This is a genomic window from Paracoccus sulfuroxidans (assembly GCF_007830335.1).
Lineage (GTDB): Bacteria > Pseudomonadota > Alphaproteobacteria > Rhodobacterales > Rhodobacteraceae > Paracoccus > Paracoccus sulfuroxidans.
The window spans coordinates 88,525-105,471 of record NZ_VLKU01000008.1 but is presented as its reverse complement, the minus strand read 5'-3'; the positions used below and the strand labels follow the sequence as shown (position 1 = coordinate 105,471).

Here is a 16,947-nt window from a genome sequence, read left to right as displayed (position 1 = left end):
AGGGCGCAGCATCGAAACTCCGGTCGTCCGGTCAAAGCGGGATGTTGTCGTGCTTTTTCCAGGGGTTGCTCAGCTTCTTGCCGCGCAGGCTGGCAAAGGCACGTGCCACCCGACGCCGGGTCGAGCGCGGCTGGATCACCTCATCGATGAAGCCTTTTTCGGCGGCGACGAAGGGGTTCGCAAAGCGGTCCTCGTAATCCTTGGTGCGCGCCGCGATCTTTTCGGCATCGCCCAACTCGCTGCGATAGAGGATCTCGACCGCGCCCTTGGCACCCATCACCGCGATCTCGGCCGAGGGCCATGCATAGTTGAAATCGCCGCGCAAGTGCTTCGAGGCCATGACGTCATAGGCGCCGCCATAGGCCTTGCGGGTGATGACCGTGACCTTCGGCACAGTGGCCTCGCCATAGGCGAAGAGCAGCTTCGCACCGTGCTTGATGACGCCGCCATATTCCTGGCTGGTGCCCGGCAGGAAGCCCGGGACGTCGACCAGCGTCAGGATCGGAATTTCGAAGGCGTCGCAGAAGCGCACGAAGCGCGCGGCCTTGCGCGAGCTGTCGATGTCCAGGCAGCCCGCCAGCACCATCGGCTGGTTGGCGACGATGCCGACCGTCTGGCCTTCGATGCGGATGAAGCCGATGACGATATTGCCGGCGTAATCCTTCTGGATCTCGTAGAAATCCCCCTCATCCGCGATTTTCGCGATCAGCTCTTTCATGTCATAGGGCTGGTTCGGGTTGTCGGGGATCAGCGTGTCGAGGCTGGCCTCTACGCGGTTCGGATCGTCGAAGAAGGGCCGGGTCGGCGCTTTCTCGCGGTTGTTGAGCGGCAGGAAATCGAACAGGCGGCGGATCTCGGTCAGCGCCTCGACGTCGTTTTCGAACGCGCCATCGGCGACCGAGGATTTCTTCGTATGGGTCGAGGCCCCGCCCAGCTGCTCTGCCGTGACGACCTCATTGGTGACGGTCTTCACCACGTCCGGACCGGTCACAAACATGTAGGAGGTGTCCTTCACCATGAAGATGAAGTCGGTCATGGCGGGTGAATAGACCGCGCCGCCCGCACAGGGGCCCATGATGACCGAGATCTGTGGCACCACGCCCGAGGCCATGATGTTGCGCTGGAAGACCTCGGCATAGCCCGCAAGGCTGGCGACGCCTTCCTGGATGCGCGCCCCGCCCGAGTCGTTCAGCCCGATCACCGGCGCGCCGTTCTGCATCGCCATATCCATGATCTTGCAGATCTTCTGAGCATGGGTCTCCGACAGCGAGCCGCCGAAGACGGTGAAGTCCTGCGAAAAGACATAGACCATGCGGCCGTTGATCGTGCCCCAGCCGGTGACGACGCCATCGCCATAGGGGCGGTCCTGCTCCATCCCGAAATCGGTCGAGCGGTGGCTGACGAACATGTCGAATTCTTCGAACGAGCCTTCGTCCAGCAGCAGCTCCACCCGCTCGCGCGCGGTCAGTTTGCCTCGGGCATGCTGAGCGTCGATCCTGCGCTGTCCGCCGCCCAGTCGCGCGTCGCGACGACGAGATTCGAGTTCAGCCAGAATGTCTTTCATGGACCTGTCTCCCTATGGGTTTGCAGCAACCTATCGGCACCTGCGTCAACCTGAAAGCGCAAAGCGGAAAATTTGCAAAATATGCATCGTGTGATTGCTGCAAATTGCAAAATAGCTAAGGCGGCGGTGCTGCGGCGTCCTCGCGCGCGCGTGCTTTGCATTTGTGGCATTCTTGTGTATCAGGGCGCAGGATTTTCCGGGATATGCCGACCATGACGACAGCCTCTGACGGGCCGAAAAAGCTGTTCATCAAGACCTATGGGTGCCAGATGAACGTCTATGACAGCCAGCGCATGGCCGAGGCCATGGGCGCGGAAGGCTATGTCCTGACCGAGGATCAGTCGCAGGCCGATATGGTGCTGCTGAACACCTGCCACATCCGCGAGAAAGCCGCCGAGAAGCTTTATTCCGACCTTGGCCGCCTGAAGCCGCTGAAGGCCGAGCGCCCCGATCTGAAGATCGGTGTCGCGGGCTGCGTGGCGCAGGCCGAGGGGGATGAGATCATCCGCCGCATGCCCATCGTCGATCTGGTCGTCGGCCCGCAGGCCTATCACCGCCTGCCCGCGATGGTCAAAAAGGGCGGCGGCGTCGATACCGAATTCCCGGTCGAGGACAAGTTCGAGCATCTGCCGAAAGCCCCCGCGACCCGGCGCGCGCCCGCCGCGTTCCTGACGGTGCAGGAAGGCTGCGACAAGTTCTGCGCCTTCTGCGTTGTTCCATATACCCGCGGCGCTGAAGTCTCGCGCCCCGTCAGCCGGATATTGACCGAGGCCCGCGATCTGGTGGCGCGCGGCGTGCGCGAGATCACTCTGCTGGGCCAGAACGTCAACGGCTGGCATGGTGAAGGGCCGGGTGGCGGAGAATGGGGCTTTGGCCGCCTGATCCGTGCCATTGCCGAGATCGACGGGCTGGACCGCATCCGCTACACGACCAGCCACCCCAATGACATGGCCGATGATCTGATCGAGGCGCATGGAAGCGAACAGAAGCTGATGCCCTATCTGCACCTGCCGGTGCAGTCCGGCAGCGACCGCATCCTGAAGGCGATGAACCGCAAGCACACGGCGGAAGAATATCTGCGCCTGATCGACCGCATCCGCGCGGCCCGGCCCGATATCATGCTGACCTCGGATTTCATCGTGGGCTTCCCCGGCGAGACCGACGAGGATCATCGCGCCACGCTGAAACTGGTCGAGGAGGTCGGGTTCGGGACCGCCTTCAGCTTCAAATACTCGCCCCGTCCCGGCACGCCCGCCTATGATCGTCCCGAGGTCGAGAGCGTGCTGGCCGATGCGCGGCTGCAGGAGTTGCAGGCGCTGCTGAGCCGCCAGCAGAAGGCGGCGCAAGAGGGCATGGTCGGTCGGGAGCTGAGCGTGCTTTTCGAGAAGCCGGGCCGGAACGACGGGCAGATGGTCGGCAAGTCCGATTACCTGCATGCGGTCTTTGTCGAGGCGCCCGAGGCGAAGGTTGGCGATCTGGTGCGCGTGCGCATCACCCATTCGGCGGCGAATTCGCTGGCGGGAGAGTTGCTGGCGGCCTGAACCCAGAGAGGCGTCGGGCCGTTTGCGCCGGGGCGTTTTGGGGTATTTGGGCAACAGAGAAGAATGAGGCCGTCGGTGAGTGGGCGGCAGATTTGGGAAGGGCGGGTCCGAGTGGCCCGCCCCTTTTTCTGGCTTAGTGGTAGGCTGCGGCGAAGACCGGCTGGTAGATCGTCTTCAGCCGTTCGATGGCCTCCTGGGGCGAGATCGCCTCGGATTCGCCGGTGCGGCGGCTGGTCAGTTCGACCTTGTTTTCAGCGAGGCCACGCGGGCCTACGGTGATCCGCCAGGGCAGGCCGATCAGGTCCATGGTGGCGAATTTGGCGCCCGCGCGTTCGTCGCGGTCATCATAGAGCGGGTCGAGCCCTGCGGCCTTCAGTTCGCGGTAGAGCGCCTCGCAGGCCGAATCGGTCGAGCCGTCGCCCTGCTTGAGGTTGACGATGCCGACATGGAAGGGGGTGACGCCCTCGGGCCAGATGATGCCCTTGTCGTCATGGCTGGCCTCGATGATCGCGCCCAGAAGCCGCGAGACGCCGATGCCGTGGCTGCCCATGTGGACGGGCACGCGCTCTCCGGTCTCGGTCACCACGGTGGCACCCATGGCTTCGGAGTATTTCGTGCCGAAATAGAAAATCTGGCCCACCTCGATGCCGCGCGCGGTGCGGCGACGCTCTTCGGGGACCTGCGCGAAGAGGGCCTCGTCATGGGTCTCATCCGTGCGGGCGTAGCGCGAGGTGAATTCCTCGAGGATCGCCTGGCCCTGCGCCACATCGTCATAGTCGATCTGGCGGTCGCCGAACTTCAGATCGGTGATCTGGCTGTCATAGAAGACCTCGGATTCGCCAGTGTCGGCGAGGACCAGGAACTCATGCGTATAGTCGCCGCCGATGGGGCCGCCGTCGGCGCGCATCGGGATCGCCTGCAGGCCCATGCGCTCATAGGTGCGCAGGTAGCTGACGAGGTGGCGGTTATAGGCGTGCAGCGCATCTTCCTTGGTGAGGTCGAAGTTATAGCCGTCCTTCATCAGAAATTCGCGGCCCCGCATCACGCCGAAGCGCGGGCGCATCTCGTCGCGGAATTTCCACTGGATGTGATAGAGCGTCAGCGGCAGCGATTTGTAGCTGGAGACATAGCTGCGGAAGATATCCGTGACCATCTCTTCATTGGTGGGACCATAGAGCATGTCGCGCTTGTGGCGGTCCTGCAGGCGCAGCATTTCGTCGCCGTAAGCGTCATAGCGGCCCGACTCGCGCCACAGATCCGCCGATTGCAGCGTCGGCATCAGCAGCGGGATGTGACCGGCGCGCTGCTGTTCCTCATGCACGATCTGCTGGATGCGGTTCAGGACCTTGTAGCCCAGCGGCAGCCAGGAATAGATCCCCGCCGATTGTTGCTTGATCATCCCCGCGCGCAGCATCAGGCGGTGGCTGACGATCTGGGCCTCTTTCGGGTCTTCTTTCAGGACGGGCAGGAAATAGCGCGACAGACGCATGGGCGGATTCCTCGGACAAGTGTTGGCCCGAGTTAGCGCAGCCGCCCGTCCCGGGCAACCATTCACGCGTGCGTTGCTTGCATGCCGGTGCCTGACAAGCCACATAGGCGACGGAAATCGTGAAATCGGGGGCGGGCGATGCAGCAGCCAGTGCGCAAACAGATCTGGTATTGGGGCATTGCGGCCTTCCTTCTGCTGTTCAGCATGTGGGTGCTGGGCAATGCCATCCTGCCTTTCCTGATGGGGGCAGGGGTCGCCTATCTGATGGACCCCTTGGCCGACCGGCTGGAGCGGCAGGGATTCTCGCGCATCTGGGCGGTGGTGCTGCTGACCGTGGGTGCGGTGCTCCTGTTCGTCGCGGTCATGGTGCTGCTTTTGCCCGAGCTGATGCGGCAGACCGGCCAGCTGATCAATGCCGCGCCGCAGATGATAAACCAGCTGCATCAATTCGTTACCACGCATTACCCGAACCTTCTGCCCGAGGGCAGCACGATCGGCCAGAGCCTGTCCGAGATGGCCAGCAAGCTCAGCGAAAGCAGCGGCAAGCTGCTGACGACGGTGCTGGGCTCGGTTCTGGGGGTGTTTGGAACGATCGCGCTGCTGGTGATCGTGCCGGTCGTGGCCTTCTATCTGCTCCTTGACTGGGACCATATGGTCGAGCGCATCGACGAGATGCTGCCCCGCCAGCACGCCGACACGATCCGCCGCCTTGCGCGCGAGATCGATCAGGCGCTGGCGGGTTTCGTGCGTGGCCAGATCGTCGTCATCCTGATCCTTGGCACCTTCTATTCGATCTCATTGGGGTTGATCGGTCTGCCCTTCGGCTTTGCCATCGGGGCGCTCGCGGCCTCGCTGTCCTTCATCCCTTATGTCGGCGTGCTGGTGGGCGGCGCGACGGCCATCGGGGTCGCGCTTTTTTCGTTCTGGGGGCAGCCGGTCTGGATCGGCGCGGTCATCGCGGTCTTTGCCATCGGTCAGGCGGTCGAGGGGAACTATCTGCAGCCCAAGATCGTCGGCGGCCATGTCGGGCTGCATCCCGTCTGGCTGATGCTGGCCCTGAGCGTCTTCGGCACGCTGTTCGGCTTTCCGGGCCTGCTGATCGCGGTGCCGCTGGCGGCGGCGCTTGGCGTTCTCGTGCGCTTTGCGGCGGCGCGCTACAAGGAAAGCGCGCTTTACACCGGCTGCGAGCTGCCGCCCGAACCCGCCCAGCCCACGCTGATCGAGATCGTGCCCTCGGGCACCGTCGCCAAGGAATGGCGGCAGGCGCAATATTCGCATGACAGCACGGTCGCGCAGCTGCGCCGGGATGAGCATCTGGCCCAGCTTCTGAGCAAGGATCAGCAGGCACCGGAGGGCCATCAGGGCCCACCGTCGCCCGCCCAGCTTTACCGCGACGCGGCGAAGACCTCTGATCCCGGCAAGGACGGCTGAGGCGTGGCGCGGCAGCTGACGCTTGATCTGACGACGCCTCCGGCGCTGTCGCGGTCGGATTTCCTGACCACCTCGGCCAACCGGGATGCGCTGGCGCTTCTGGATGACATCTCGCTTTGGCCGCAGCGGCGGCTTTTGCTGCTGGGCGGCCCCGGCGCGGGCAAGTCGCATCTGGCGCAGTTCTGGTCGGCCGAGCAGGGCGCAATCCGCGTGCGCGCTGACGATCTGATGCCCGATGAGGCCGAGGCGCTGATCACCCCCGACGGCGCGCTGGTGGTCGAGGACGCGCATGAGATTGCCGGGAACTCGAATGCGGAAAAGGCGCTGTTCCATCTGTGGAACCTGGCCGCTGCGGAACGCGCACTGCTGTTGATCACCGCGCGCACGCCGCCCCGGACCTGGGGGCTGGTGCTGCCGGACCTGCTGTCGCGGGTCGAGATGATGACGCCTGCTGTGCTTGGTCCGCCCGATGACGCGTTGCTGCCCGCGGTGCTGGTGAAGCTTTTCGCCGATCGCCAGCTTCAGGTCATGCCGGGCGTCATTGAATGGCTGGCCCTGCGCATGGACCGTGACCTTGATCTGGCGCGCCATCTGGTCGCCGCCATCGATCGCGAGTCGCTGGCCGACCGTCGACCGATCACGCGAAAACTGGTGTCAGAGCTTCTGGACAAGCTGGCGCCAAGCGACGCATGATTGCGGAAATTTCCGTGACTGAACGACATGACCCAAGCCGATTTCCTGCGCTCTCCCATTCCTGCCCCGCGTGAGTTGCCCGAGGCGACGCCCGACAGCCCCGCCCGCTTTCACAACCGCGAACTCAGCTGGCTGAGCTTCAACTGGCGGGTGCTGGATGAGGCGCGCAACAGCCGTGTGCCGCTGCTGGAGCGGCTGCGGTTTCTGTCGATCTCGGCCACGAACCTTGATGAATTCTATACCGTTCGCGTGGCCGGTCTGCGAGAGTTGGTGCGGGAAGGGAACTCGACGCTGTCGGACGACGGGCTGACGCCTGACGAACAGCTTCGGTTGGTCAATGCCGATGCGCGGCGCCTGATGGGCGCGCAGCAATCGGTCTGGAACATCCTGCGCCGCGAGCTGGAGGTGAATGACATCACCATTCTGTCCCGCTCTCGCGTGACGCGGGCGGAACAGGAATTCCTGCATCAGTATTTCACCGAGCAGGTTTTTCCGGTGCTCTCGCCCTTGGCCATCGACCCGGCGCACCCGTTCCCCTTCATCCCGAACCTTGGCTTTTCGCTGGCGCTGGAGCTGGCACGCGAACGCGACGGCCGCCAGATGCAGGCGCTGCTGCCGATCCCGCAGCAGATCAACCGCTTCATCGCGCTGCCGGGCGGCAAGCGGTTCTTCCGGCTGGAAGACCTGCTGCTGATGCATCTGCCGAGCCTCTTCCCCGGCTATCGCGATGCCGGGCATTGCGCCTTCCGCGTGCTGCGCGACAGCGATCTGGAGGTCGAGGAGGAAGCCGAGGATCTGGTGCGCGAGTTCGAGACCGCGCTGAAGCGCCGCCGTCGGGGCAGCGTCATCCGGCTGAAGATCACCACGGGCGCGCCGGACCGGCTGCGCAACATCATCATGGATGAGCTTGAGGTGCATCCCGATGAGGTCGTCGTGGTCGAGGGCCTTCTGGGCATGGCCGATCTGGGCGAGCTGGTGCTGGACAGCCGCCGCGACCTGCAATGGCCGAGCTTCACCCCCCGGGTGCCCGAGCGTGTGCAGGACCATGACGGCGACATGTTCGCGGCGATCCGGCAAAAGGACATGCTGCTGCACCACCCCTATGAGACCTTCGATATGGTGGTGCGCTTTCTGGCGCAGGCGGCGCGCGATCCGAACGTGCTGGCGATCAAGCAGACGCTCTACCGCACCTCGCGCGACAGCCCCATCGTCGACGCGCTCTGCGAGGCGGCCGAAAGCGGCAAGTCGGTCACCGCGCTTGTCGAGTTGAAGGCCCGCTTTGACGAGGCTGCGAACATCCGCCAGTCGCGGCGGCTGGAACGCTCGGGCGCGCATGTCGTCTATGGGTTCATGCAGTACAAGACCCATGCCAAGATCAGCACGGTCGTGCGGCGCGAGGGCGACCAGCTGGTCACCTATACCCATTTCGGGACCGGCAACTATCACCCGATCACCGCGCGCGTCTATACGGACCTGTCGCTTTTCACCTGCGACCCGGCATCGGGGCGCGATGCGTCGAAGGTCTTCAACTATCTCTCGGGCTATGTGCAGCCCGAGGGGCTGGAGAATCTGGCGATCTCGCCCATCAACCTCAAGGAACGGCTGCTGGAACTGATCGCGCGTGAGACCGAGTTTGCGCGTCTGGGCCGCCGGGCCGAGATCTGGGCCAAGATGAACAGCCTGATCGAGCGTGATGTGATCGACGCGCTTTACACGGCCAGTCAGGCGGGCGTGAAGATTGATCTGGTGATCCGGGGCATCTGCGGCCTGCGGCCCGGCATCAAGGGCCTGTCGGAAAACATCCGGGTCAAGTCCATCGTCGGGCGGTTTCTGGAACATTCGCGCATCGTCTGCTTCGGCAATGGCTTCGGCCTGCCATCGAAGAAGGCGCGGGTGTTCATCAGCTCGGCTGACTGGATGGGCCGCAACCTCGTACGCCGAGTCGAAACGCTGGTCGAATGCATGAACGAGACGGTGAAGGCGCAGATCACCAGCCAGATAATGGCCGCCAATATGGCCGATGAGGCGCAAAGCTGGCTTTTGCAGCCCGAAGGACGGTATTTGCGCTATCTTCCTGCGGGGCGCGACGATCTGTTCTCGTGTCACAAGTTTTTCATGGAAAATCCGTCACTTTCAGGACGTGGTAGCGCAGGTGCGCGCGACGTTCTGGCGCTGACGCATTCGCAGGATCGTGAGACGACGGATTGACCTCGCGCGCTGATTGAACCATCCAGCGCCTGCCGCGTTTTGCGGTAACGGAACTGAGAGGTGCCCGATGAACGGCGTTTTGACCAAGAACGGCGAAACAGTTGAACCGTTCGCCAGATCGCTGTTTGAAAGCGATTCTGCACGGGCGCTGAGCCGGGTCGGCGTCATCGACGTGGGGTCGAACTCGATCCGGATGGTGGTCTTTGACGGGGCCGCGCGCTCTCCGGCGTATTTCTATAACGAAAAGGTCATGGCGGGTCTGGGGCAGGGGCTGGCCGTCACCGGCAGGCTGAACCCCGAAGGCGTCCAGCGCGCGCATTCGGCGCTGCGGCGTTTCGCGATGCTGGCGCGCAGCATGGGGATCAAGCCGCCGGTCTGCGTGGCGACGGCCGCCGTGCGCGAGGCCGAGGATGGCCCGGCCTTCCGCCGCGCCATCGAGAAAGAAACCGGGCTGAAGCTGCTGGTCATCGACGGCATCGAAGAGGCGCGGCTGTCGGCGCAGGGCGTGCTTCTGGGCTGGCCGGAAGCGAATGGCCTCGTCTGCGACATCGGGGGCAACTCGATGGAGCTGGCCGAGGTGTCGAATGGCCGCGTCGGGCGGCGCATCTCGACCCAGCTGGGGCCGTTCCGCCTGCAGCAGGTTGGCGGCGGTCAATCGGGGCTGCGCGACCACATCCGCGCCGTGATGGAGCAGGCGGCGCAGGAGCTGGGCACCGGGCATCCGCAGATCTATCTGGTTGGCGGCTCGTGGCGGGCCATCGCGCGGCTGGATATGGAGCGGCGCGACTATCCGATGACGGTGCTGCATGAATACCGCATGCACACTCAGGATGTGCTGCAGACGGTCAAATGGATCGCAGAAAACAAGCTGAGCGATCTGCGCGCCCGCACCGGCATCTCGACCAGCCGGATCGAGCTGGTGCCGCTGGCCAGTCAGGTCCTGCGCCAGCTTGTGCTGAGCTTCCAGCCGAAATCCATCGCGGTCTCTTCCTACGGGATCCGCGAGGGGCTGCTTTACGAACAGATGCCCGAAAGCCTGCGCCGCCGCGATCCGCTGATCGAGGCCGCGCGCTTCACCGAACGCCAGATGGCGCGCATGCCGGGTTTCGGCAAGAAGCTTTATCACTTCCTGTCGCCGCTTTTCTCGAAGGTCGCGCCCGAGCAGGATCGCCTGATCCGCGCCGCCTGCCTTTTGCATGACACGACCTGGCGCGCGCATCCCGACTATCGCGCCGAGGCCTGTTTCGACAATGTGACCCGCGCCAATATGGCGGCGCTCTCGCATCCCGAGCGGGTGTTTCTGGGGCTGGCGCTGCTGCATCGCTATAAGAACAGCCGTGCCAATTCGCCAATGGAGCCGCTGTTCGGCCTGCTGAACGAACGCCAGACGCAGGATGCCGAGGTGCTGGGCAAGGCCATGCGCTTTGGCGCCATGTTCTCGATCCGCGACCCGTCCGAGGCGGGCTCGCTGAAGTTCTATCCCAAGAAGAAGGTGCTGGAGCTGACCCTGACGCCCACGGGTGAGACGCTGATGGGCGAGGTGGCTGAAGCGCGGTTCCGTTCGCTGGCCGCCGCCCTTGGGGCCGAGCCGGTGGTGATCTCGTCAACCAGCAGGGCGCAATCCTGATGCTGCGGTGGGGCGCTGTCCTTGCCCTGCTGGCGGGCCCGGCGCTGGCCGAGACCTGCGAAGTCGTTCCGATGGCCGCTGCTGTGGCGCAGATCTATGACCGTCTGGCCGACAGCCCCGACCGTGAGGAACTGCTGGATCTGCGGATCTCCGATCTCAGCGGCGATGGTGTTCCCGATCTTCTTTACGTGACCCGCTATGTGACCGAAGGCGGCGCGGGGGATGCAGCATCGGTCTTTTACGGCTGTGGTCAGCCACAGGGCGTTTGCGCCCGCGCGCTGGACGTGAACCTTGATGCGGCGGCAGGCCCGATCAAGATTAGCGCCGCGCCGACGGCGAGCTGCTATCCGGACCTCACGATCCGCTATGATCGCAATGAACGGCAGGAGGATGCAGAGGGCATCACAGACCGCGCCGTCCCCACCAGCGCGCGATTCGGCTATGCGCCCGAGCAGTTCGGCTATGTCGAGCTGGAAACGAGCGACGCGACCATCACTCCGGACGACTGATCGCCGGGCGATGCTGTCGCCAAAGTTGTATTTGTCTGATTGGCCTTGCATTCCTAAGTCGTGGAAACATAATTGTTTTGCCGGTCAGTTGTGGAGTCGTGACGAGTGCAGATGTCAGCTTCCGTTTGCGCGTCCCAGACTGCGCCTTGGCTGACTGTCGCCGAAGGCGCGCCGACCGGGCGCGCGCTGACCGACTTCCTGCAGCGGCTGTGTTTTCAGCCTGCGCCTACGCTCTGGCCCGATCAATCCGAGGACGGCTGCTTCGCCCTTCTGGAGGCCGCGCGCTACCCCGATCTGCCGGAAGTGCTTGAGGCCTCGGGGCTTGAGCATGCCTGCCTCTTCAAGCGTCAGGCCTATGAGGAGCTGCGCGACGTCGCGCCCTTTCTGGTCCGGCTTGAGCCCGAGCATCTCTTTACCCGCAGGCTGCTGACGCCCGCCAGCGAGGATGCGCCGCATTGGCAACGCTGGGGCAGGGGCGTGGCGCTGATCCGCTCGGATCAGGGGCTGGAGGAGCTGCTGCGGCATTTCCGCAAATACACGCGCATCTTCGATCCGTCGCAGAAGCGCTGGACCTATTTCCGCTTCTATGCGCCCGAAACCCTGCGCAGCCTGATCGCCCATATGCAGCCGCCCGCGTTCGAGACCTTCTCGCGCCCGTTTCGTTTCCTTCTGACTGAGGGACGCGGGGCCGAGCCGGTGCTGCTGGGCGCCGACCGCGCCCGGCTTTGCGCCTTCATCGACCAGTGTCGCCCGCCATGCTGACGACCTGGGATCTGTTTTCGCAAGAGGCCGTCAGCGCCGCCCGGCAAGAGGCGGTTCACGCGCATGCACATCGCGGGATGGATTTCCTGCGGCAGGTCTATGCGCCCGTGGTCAGCGGCCTTGACGCCTCGGACCTGCAAGAGGCGGTCGAGCTGGCCTATCGGCACGCCGCCCATGCCGGCGCGACCAGCACCCGACTGCAGGTCCAGTATCTGGTGCCCGTCGCCAGTTGGGGCAGCTATTTCGACAGCGACCCGCAATATCATCAGGTGCTGGCGGGGGCGGGCTGGCCTTCGCATTACCCGGCCTCGCAGCAGCAGATGGCGGCGGTGCTGAACGCGATTGCGGCGGGCATTGACGAATTCGAAACCCATGTCGCCGATGATTACCGCGATGTGGCGCGCATCCTCTGGGCGTTCGAGGATGTGGGCAACCACGACTGGACGCAGTCCGATACCGTCGTCCTGCGACGTGCGGTTGGGCATGTCTGGCCGGTCCGGTCGCGCTGGCTGGGGGCGCGGGGCGTCGACTATTGCTGCCAGGCGATGATTTCGCAGATGCAGCACTATGACCTGTCGCGCGCCGAGATTGCGCTGCTGACCTGCATGTCGTTCCAGCTGGGTCATGGGCTGTGCCGCGACCCTTTGTATCCCTGGATCAGGTCCAGTCTTGAACAGCCCCCGTCCGAGACGCGACGCCATGCCCTGACCCAGGGGCTGAAAGACAGTTACCGGCGCCGGATCGCCGCTGTGAGTACCGAGGGCTTTGTATGAGTGCCGATGATCTGGGCTTCCGCGACTATTCACCCTCGGAACCAGCGGGGGCGCTGCCGCAGGCCTCGACGCTGGGCAGCGCGCAGGCGGCCATGGCCGCAGCCGCCCAGCAGGGCAGCAACAACGCGCCGGGCGACTATTGCGCGACCTGCCCCGAGCGCAGCCTGCGCTTCCGTCTGGGCTGGACCTTTGCCCCGACGCAGGTGCCGCGCGGCACCTATCAGCTGCGCCCGGGGATGACCGCGCCCGCTGCGATCCCGGCCAGCGGCAGCATCGTCCTTGACCGCGCCAGCGGCGTGCAGGTTCCGGCGCAGGTCACCCGGGCCGAGCTGATCGTGACCCTGACCGACGGGCCAACCTACTCCTTCGATGTCCTCTTCGACCTGCCGCCCATTCACGAGCCGACCGGGCTGAAGCGCCGCCTGACGAACCTTGGCCTTTATGCCGGGACGGATGACAAGCTGGGCGGGCGGGCGCTTTGGGCGCTGCGGGCCTTCAAGCGGATCCATATGAACCGCTTTGCCCGCAACGCCACCGCGCCCGAAGATGACATGCTGCGCGACGGCCAGCCCTATACTGTCTCGGCCGCGACGATGGCGGCGGTGCAGGCGGCGCATGGCGCGCATCCCGGCGACAATACCGCCGCCCTGAGCGTGCCCGCGAACCTTCTGCAGCGCGAGGCCGCGACCGCCCCCGATGCGGGCATGTTCGGCAGCGCGGTCCTGCGTCGCGGCTCATTCGAGACGGCAGGCGCTGCAGATGACCGAGACCCGCGTCACGGTCAGCAGGGCGCGACCTGGGCAGGCGATGCCAACCCCACTTTCAACGCGTCGCGTCAGGGTTATGAGCTTTGCCTTGGCACCTATGATGAGGCTGTAGGGCAGGCCCCGGTCGAGAACCGGGTGAACCTGCCGCAGCCCGTCCATATGCTGCAATTCGCGCTGCATGAGGCCGGGTTCTGGGCGGTCGCCGGGGGGCGTGCGAACGGGCAGACGATCACCGCCTTCGGGCCGACAGGCGTCGTTGCGACCAATACGGCGGGCGGCACCTTCGGCACGATGGACGGCGTGTTCGGGCGCAGCCCGCAATGGGCGCTGCGCGAGTTTCAGTGCCACGCCAAGCTGCCCCATGCGGCGGTCGAGGATGTCACATTCGGCGCAGGCCTCTACATTCAACGCCTGATCCGGCTGCCCTCTGCCGAGTTGACCGGCCTTGGCCGCTATCCCGACGAAAGCCCGACCAGCGGCGCGCTGAACGATCAGACCGCGCGGGCACTGCAGATCTGGCTCGACAATCGCTATCGCTGCCCGGTCTTGCTTTACGCCGTGAACCCCGATCAGCCGCTGGATATCGCGCGGATCACGCAGGAAAACATCTGGCGCTACAATGATTGCACGACTGCCACCGCGCGGGTCTATGCACTCGATTTCAGCCGCAACTATACGCTCCCGCCCGAGAAGGCGGTCACCGGCCAGATGGACGGGCAAGAGATCCCGATGCCCATTATCGTCGGGCGCTGGACCGGCTATTCCCAGCCGGGCCGCACGAAGACGGTGACCTATGGCGGCCCGCTCACCGGCGGGGCGCAGCTTTGGAACCTCGAGACGACCGAGGTCACGCCCCAGACGATCTATGGCACAGGCGGCTTTACCGGCACGGGCCTGTCGGCGGCGCAGCTTTCCACCTTCAAGGTGCTGCGGGCGGCGGCGCATTTCGAATGCCTTGGCCATTTCGATTCTCTGAATGCCTATGACCGGGTGACGCTGTCCTTCGGGCTTTGTCACTGGACGCTGGCGGTGCTGGACCACGATTCGAACAACCCGATCCCGGTCGAGGAAGGGCGCGAGATGGGCGCGCTCTTCTCTTACATGGCCAGCACGGATGCCGCGATGTGGCAGCGGATGGCGGGCCGTTTCGGCTGGTCGGCGGTCAGCGCCTGGCCGATCACCGCCTCGGGCGGGGCCTATACCTCGCAGGTCAATCTGGCCTCGGAAACCGGGGGGACGCTTCTGGCCGGGGCGAATTATCGCAACGACCGGGCTCAGGGCGTCGAGGACAACCGCTATGGCCACACCTGGCCGGTCTATTACCGGATGCTGATGGCCAACCGCACCAGCCCCGAATTCCAACGCGCCTCGGGCCGCTTCGCGCGGCAGAGGATCCAGAACATCCTGGATCGCAGCGTGGGCACCGGCAGGATCGGAGACTATCTGACCAGCGAGAAAGGCGTTGCGATGGCCTATCGCGCGCATATCTATACGACCTCGACGCTGGGGCGGCTGGTCACGCGGCTGGAGGCGATTGGCCGTGCCCATCCGGCGCACAATCAGGCGCGTGAAAATCTGGCCATGGACGCGGTCGAGGCCGCTGCCTCGGGCCCTGCGCGCGAGCATGCCGCCACCATTCGCGGCTGGACGAACCTGCCGCAGCGGGCGGGCATCATGCAGGGCGTGACCTATCGGCTGAATCTGGACGATGCGACGATCTCGGGCGCCATCAACAGTTTCACGTTCGACCCGCCATAAGCCGGGTTCCTGCGTGACCTTTCAGGCGTCCCGCGCTAAGGCGTGGCGACGACGTCATTTGACCAGCACGAGGGCCATCATGCCGCAAGACCACGCCTCCCGCGTCACGATTGCCCCTGGCGATCCGACCGATCCGACCCTGTCGCTGCTGTTTGAGCGTCACACCGCCGACATGCATGCCGACACGCCGCCCGAATCGATCCATATGATGCCCGCCAGCGCCCTGCGCGCGCCCGGGATCGCGTTCTTCGTGATGCACTTGGACGACGAGCCTGTCGGCATGGGGGCGATCAAGCAGATCGCGCCGGATCACGGAGAGATCAAATCGATGCATGTCCTGCATGAGACGCGGGGCAGGGGCCTGTCGCGCCGCATGCTGGAGGCACTGGTCGAGCACGCCCGGGCCGCCGGGCTCTCGCGCCTGAGCCTCGAAACCGGGATCCAGCCCACCTTCATCGCGGCGCGCGGCCTTTACGCCCGGGCCGGTTTCTCGGAATGCGCACCCTTCGGCGACTATCACGATGACCCCAACAGCGTCTTCATGACGATCGATCTGACCTTGGCGGATTGAACAGTTGCCAATCGCGCGGCGCTGGTTCAAGACTGCGCGCATGCGGCCCCGTAGCTCAACTGGATAGAGCACGGACCTTCTAAGTCTGGGGTTGGGGGTTCAAGTCCTCCCGGGGTCGCCAAAATCAATAGCTTACGCCTGAAATGCGCCTGTTGAGAGCGCCTGAATCACTCCTTTGGAGCTTGAATGTCCGATTTTGCGCTGGTCGCGGCTGGCATGGTTGCTTTCCCGAACGCGCTAAAACTGCATGTCCGGTCGATGAGGCGTTGGTCCCGTAGCACGATCGCTTCAGACGGGAGCGGAGCGCCCATCTTCGGACCCATAAGATCGTAAATTTACTGTTTTCAAACCATTGCCAGTGCGCATCGCGCGCGACATTCTGGGGTATCAGGGTGGCCAGTTCCAGCAAGACTTGACTTGCAGAAGCCCGTGCGACCTGACGTCTGTAAGAATGAGCCAAGCCTTGAAACTTCGTATTCTTCCCACTGCTCAGAGCGCCGCCAGAGCGACCGCAGACCATATCTCGGACAAGATCAGGACGAGCTCCATCCGCGTTCTTGGTCTGGCGACTGGGCGCTCGCCCATTGCGGTCTATCGCAGCATTGCAGATCAGGTGGCTGGGCAGGAGCTTGACCTTCGCGCAATCGAAAGCTTCAACCTTGACGAATATGTCGGTCTGAATGCGGCGGATCCGTCCTCGTTCCACGCCTATATGCAGCGGCACCTGTTTTCGCACGTCAGTTTCAGGCGCAGCCATCTTCTCGACGGTGATGCCCCAGACCCTCTCGCCGAATGCCGTCGCTATGAACGTGACATCATCGCGGCTGGAGGCATCGATCTGCAGCTTCTTGGGATTGGGCGAAACGGGCATATTGGTTTCAATGAGCCTGGATCGGCCCATGACTGCCGCACCCGCCCCGTCACGCTGAGTGACTCGACCCGGGCGGCGAACCAATCGGACTTTCCTGCAGGACAAGCCGTTCCCGAGCAGGCGCTGACGATGGGAATAGGCACTATCCTTGAGGCCAGAGCCATTGTTCTCTTGGCGACAGGGGCCGCGAAATCTGCTGCCCTGCGTGACGCTTTGGAGGGACCTGTAACCACCGATTGTCCCGCATCGGCCTTGCAAGCCCATCCCGATCTGACGGTTTTCGCCGATGTCGACGCGGCCAGTCAATTGGATCCCGCTTTAGCGGACAGGCAGGGCCAATGGGACTAGGACCAAGAGACCACATGACCCCGCCGTTCTTCGCC

Annotated in this window: 13 protein-coding genes and 1 tRNA gene; 12 read left to right on the top strand and 2 right to left on the bottom strand. The window is 64.3% G+C overall.

Annotation, left to right across the window (positions count from 1 at the left end; genetic code table 11):
- Nucleotides 1-31: 31 nt before the first annotated feature.
- On the bottom strand, nt 32-1,564 hold the full coding sequence (locus tag IQ24_RS13580; protein ID WP_145398697.1) for an acyl-CoA carboxylase subunit beta: 1,533 nt from the start codon (nt 1,562-1,564) through the stop codon (nt 32-34).
- A gap of 212 nt (nt 1,565-1,776) precedes the next feature.
- Between IQ24_RS13580 and miaB the strand changes: the two genes are divergently transcribed.
- A complete protein-coding gene (miaB, locus tag IQ24_RS13575; RefSeq protein WP_145398695.1) occupies nt 1,777-3,105 on the top strand; it encodes a tRNA (N6-isopentenyl adenosine(37)-C2)-methylthiotransferase MiaB in 1,329 nt (442 codons plus the stop codon).
- A 133-nt stretch (nt 3,106-3,238) separates the two neighbouring features.
- On the opposite strand, the gene proS is transcribed toward miaB, so the two are convergent.
- Nucleotides 3,239-4,594: a proline--tRNA ligase gene (gene proS, locus IQ24_RS13570; protein WP_145398694.1), complete on the bottom strand. Its 1,356-nt coding sequence runs from the start codon at nt 4,592-4,594 to the stop codon at nt 3,239-3,241.
- A 138-nt stretch (nt 4,595-4,732) separates the two neighbouring features.
- Here proS and IQ24_RS13565 point away from each other — a divergent pair, with 138 nt between their 5' ends.
- The 11 genes from IQ24_RS13565 (at nt 4,733) to nagB (ending at nt 16,912) form a co-directional block, all read left to right on the top strand.
- A complete protein-coding gene (locus tag IQ24_RS13565; RefSeq protein ID WP_145398692.1) occupies nt 4,733-6,025 on the top strand; it encodes an AI-2E family transporter in 1,293 nt (430 codons plus the stop codon).
- Between the two features lie 3 nt (nt 6,026-6,028).
- Nucleotides 6,029-6,718 carry a P-loop NTPase family protein gene (locus IQ24_RS13560; protein WP_145398690.1) on the top strand — a complete coding sequence of 230 codons (690 nt, stop codon included), beginning with the start codon at nt 6,029-6,031 and terminating at the stop codon, nt 6,716-6,718.
- Between the two features lie 27 nt (nt 6,719-6,745).
- On the top strand, nt 6,746-8,926 hold the full coding sequence (locus tag IQ24_RS13555) for an RNA degradosome polyphosphate kinase (RefSeq protein ID WP_145398688.1): 2,181 nt from the start codon (nt 6,746-6,748) through the stop codon (nt 8,924-8,926).
- Between the two features lie 67 nt (nt 8,927-8,993).
- Entirely contained in the window at nt 8,994-10,553 is a 1,560-nt protein-coding gene (locus IQ24_RS13550) for a Ppx/GppA family phosphatase (RefSeq protein ID WP_145398686.1), read from the top strand.
- A complete protein-coding gene (locus tag IQ24_RS13545) occupies nt 10,553-11,062 on the top strand; it encodes a hypothetical protein (protein WP_145398684.1) in 510 nt (169 codons plus the stop codon). The genes IQ24_RS13550 and IQ24_RS13545 overlap by 1 nt, the downstream gene beginning before the upstream one ends.
- Nucleotides 11,063-11,173: 111 nt before the next feature.
- The gene (locus IQ24_RS13540) at nt 11,174-11,824 is read left to right on the top strand and encodes a DUF4123 domain-containing protein (RefSeq protein ID WP_145398682.1); all 651 of its coding nucleotides are present in this window, start codon (nt 11,174-11,176) and stop codon (nt 11,822-11,824) included.
- On the top strand, nt 11,818-12,597 hold the full coding sequence (locus IQ24_RS13535) for a hypothetical protein (protein ID WP_145398680.1): 780 nt from the start codon (nt 11,818-11,820) through the stop codon (nt 12,595-12,597). Before IQ24_RS13540 ends, IQ24_RS13535 begins: the two co-directional genes overlap by 7 nt.
- Nucleotides 12,594-15,122 carry a hypothetical protein gene (locus IQ24_RS13530; RefSeq protein ID WP_145398678.1) on the top strand — a complete coding sequence of 843 codons (2,529 nt, stop codon included), beginning with the start codon at nt 12,594-12,596 and terminating at the stop codon, nt 15,120-15,122. Before IQ24_RS13535 ends, IQ24_RS13530 begins: the two co-directional genes overlap by 4 nt.
- Nucleotides 15,123-15,201: 79 nt before the next feature.
- Nucleotides 15,202-15,693, top strand: coding sequence for a GNAT family N-acetyltransferase (locus IQ24_RS13525; RefSeq protein ID WP_145398676.1), 492 nt, complete (start codon nt 15,202-15,204; stop codon nt 15,691-15,693).
- Nucleotides 15,694-15,737: 44 nt separating this feature from the next.
- Nucleotides 15,738-15,814 (top strand) — tRNA-Arg (locus IQ24_RS13520).
- Between the two features lie 342 nt (nt 15,815-16,156).
- Entirely contained in the window at nt 16,157-16,912 is a 756-nt protein-coding gene (gene nagB / locus IQ24_RS13515) for a glucosamine-6-phosphate deaminase (RefSeq protein WP_145398675.1), read from the top strand.
- Nucleotides 16,913-16,947: the final 35 nt, after the last annotated feature.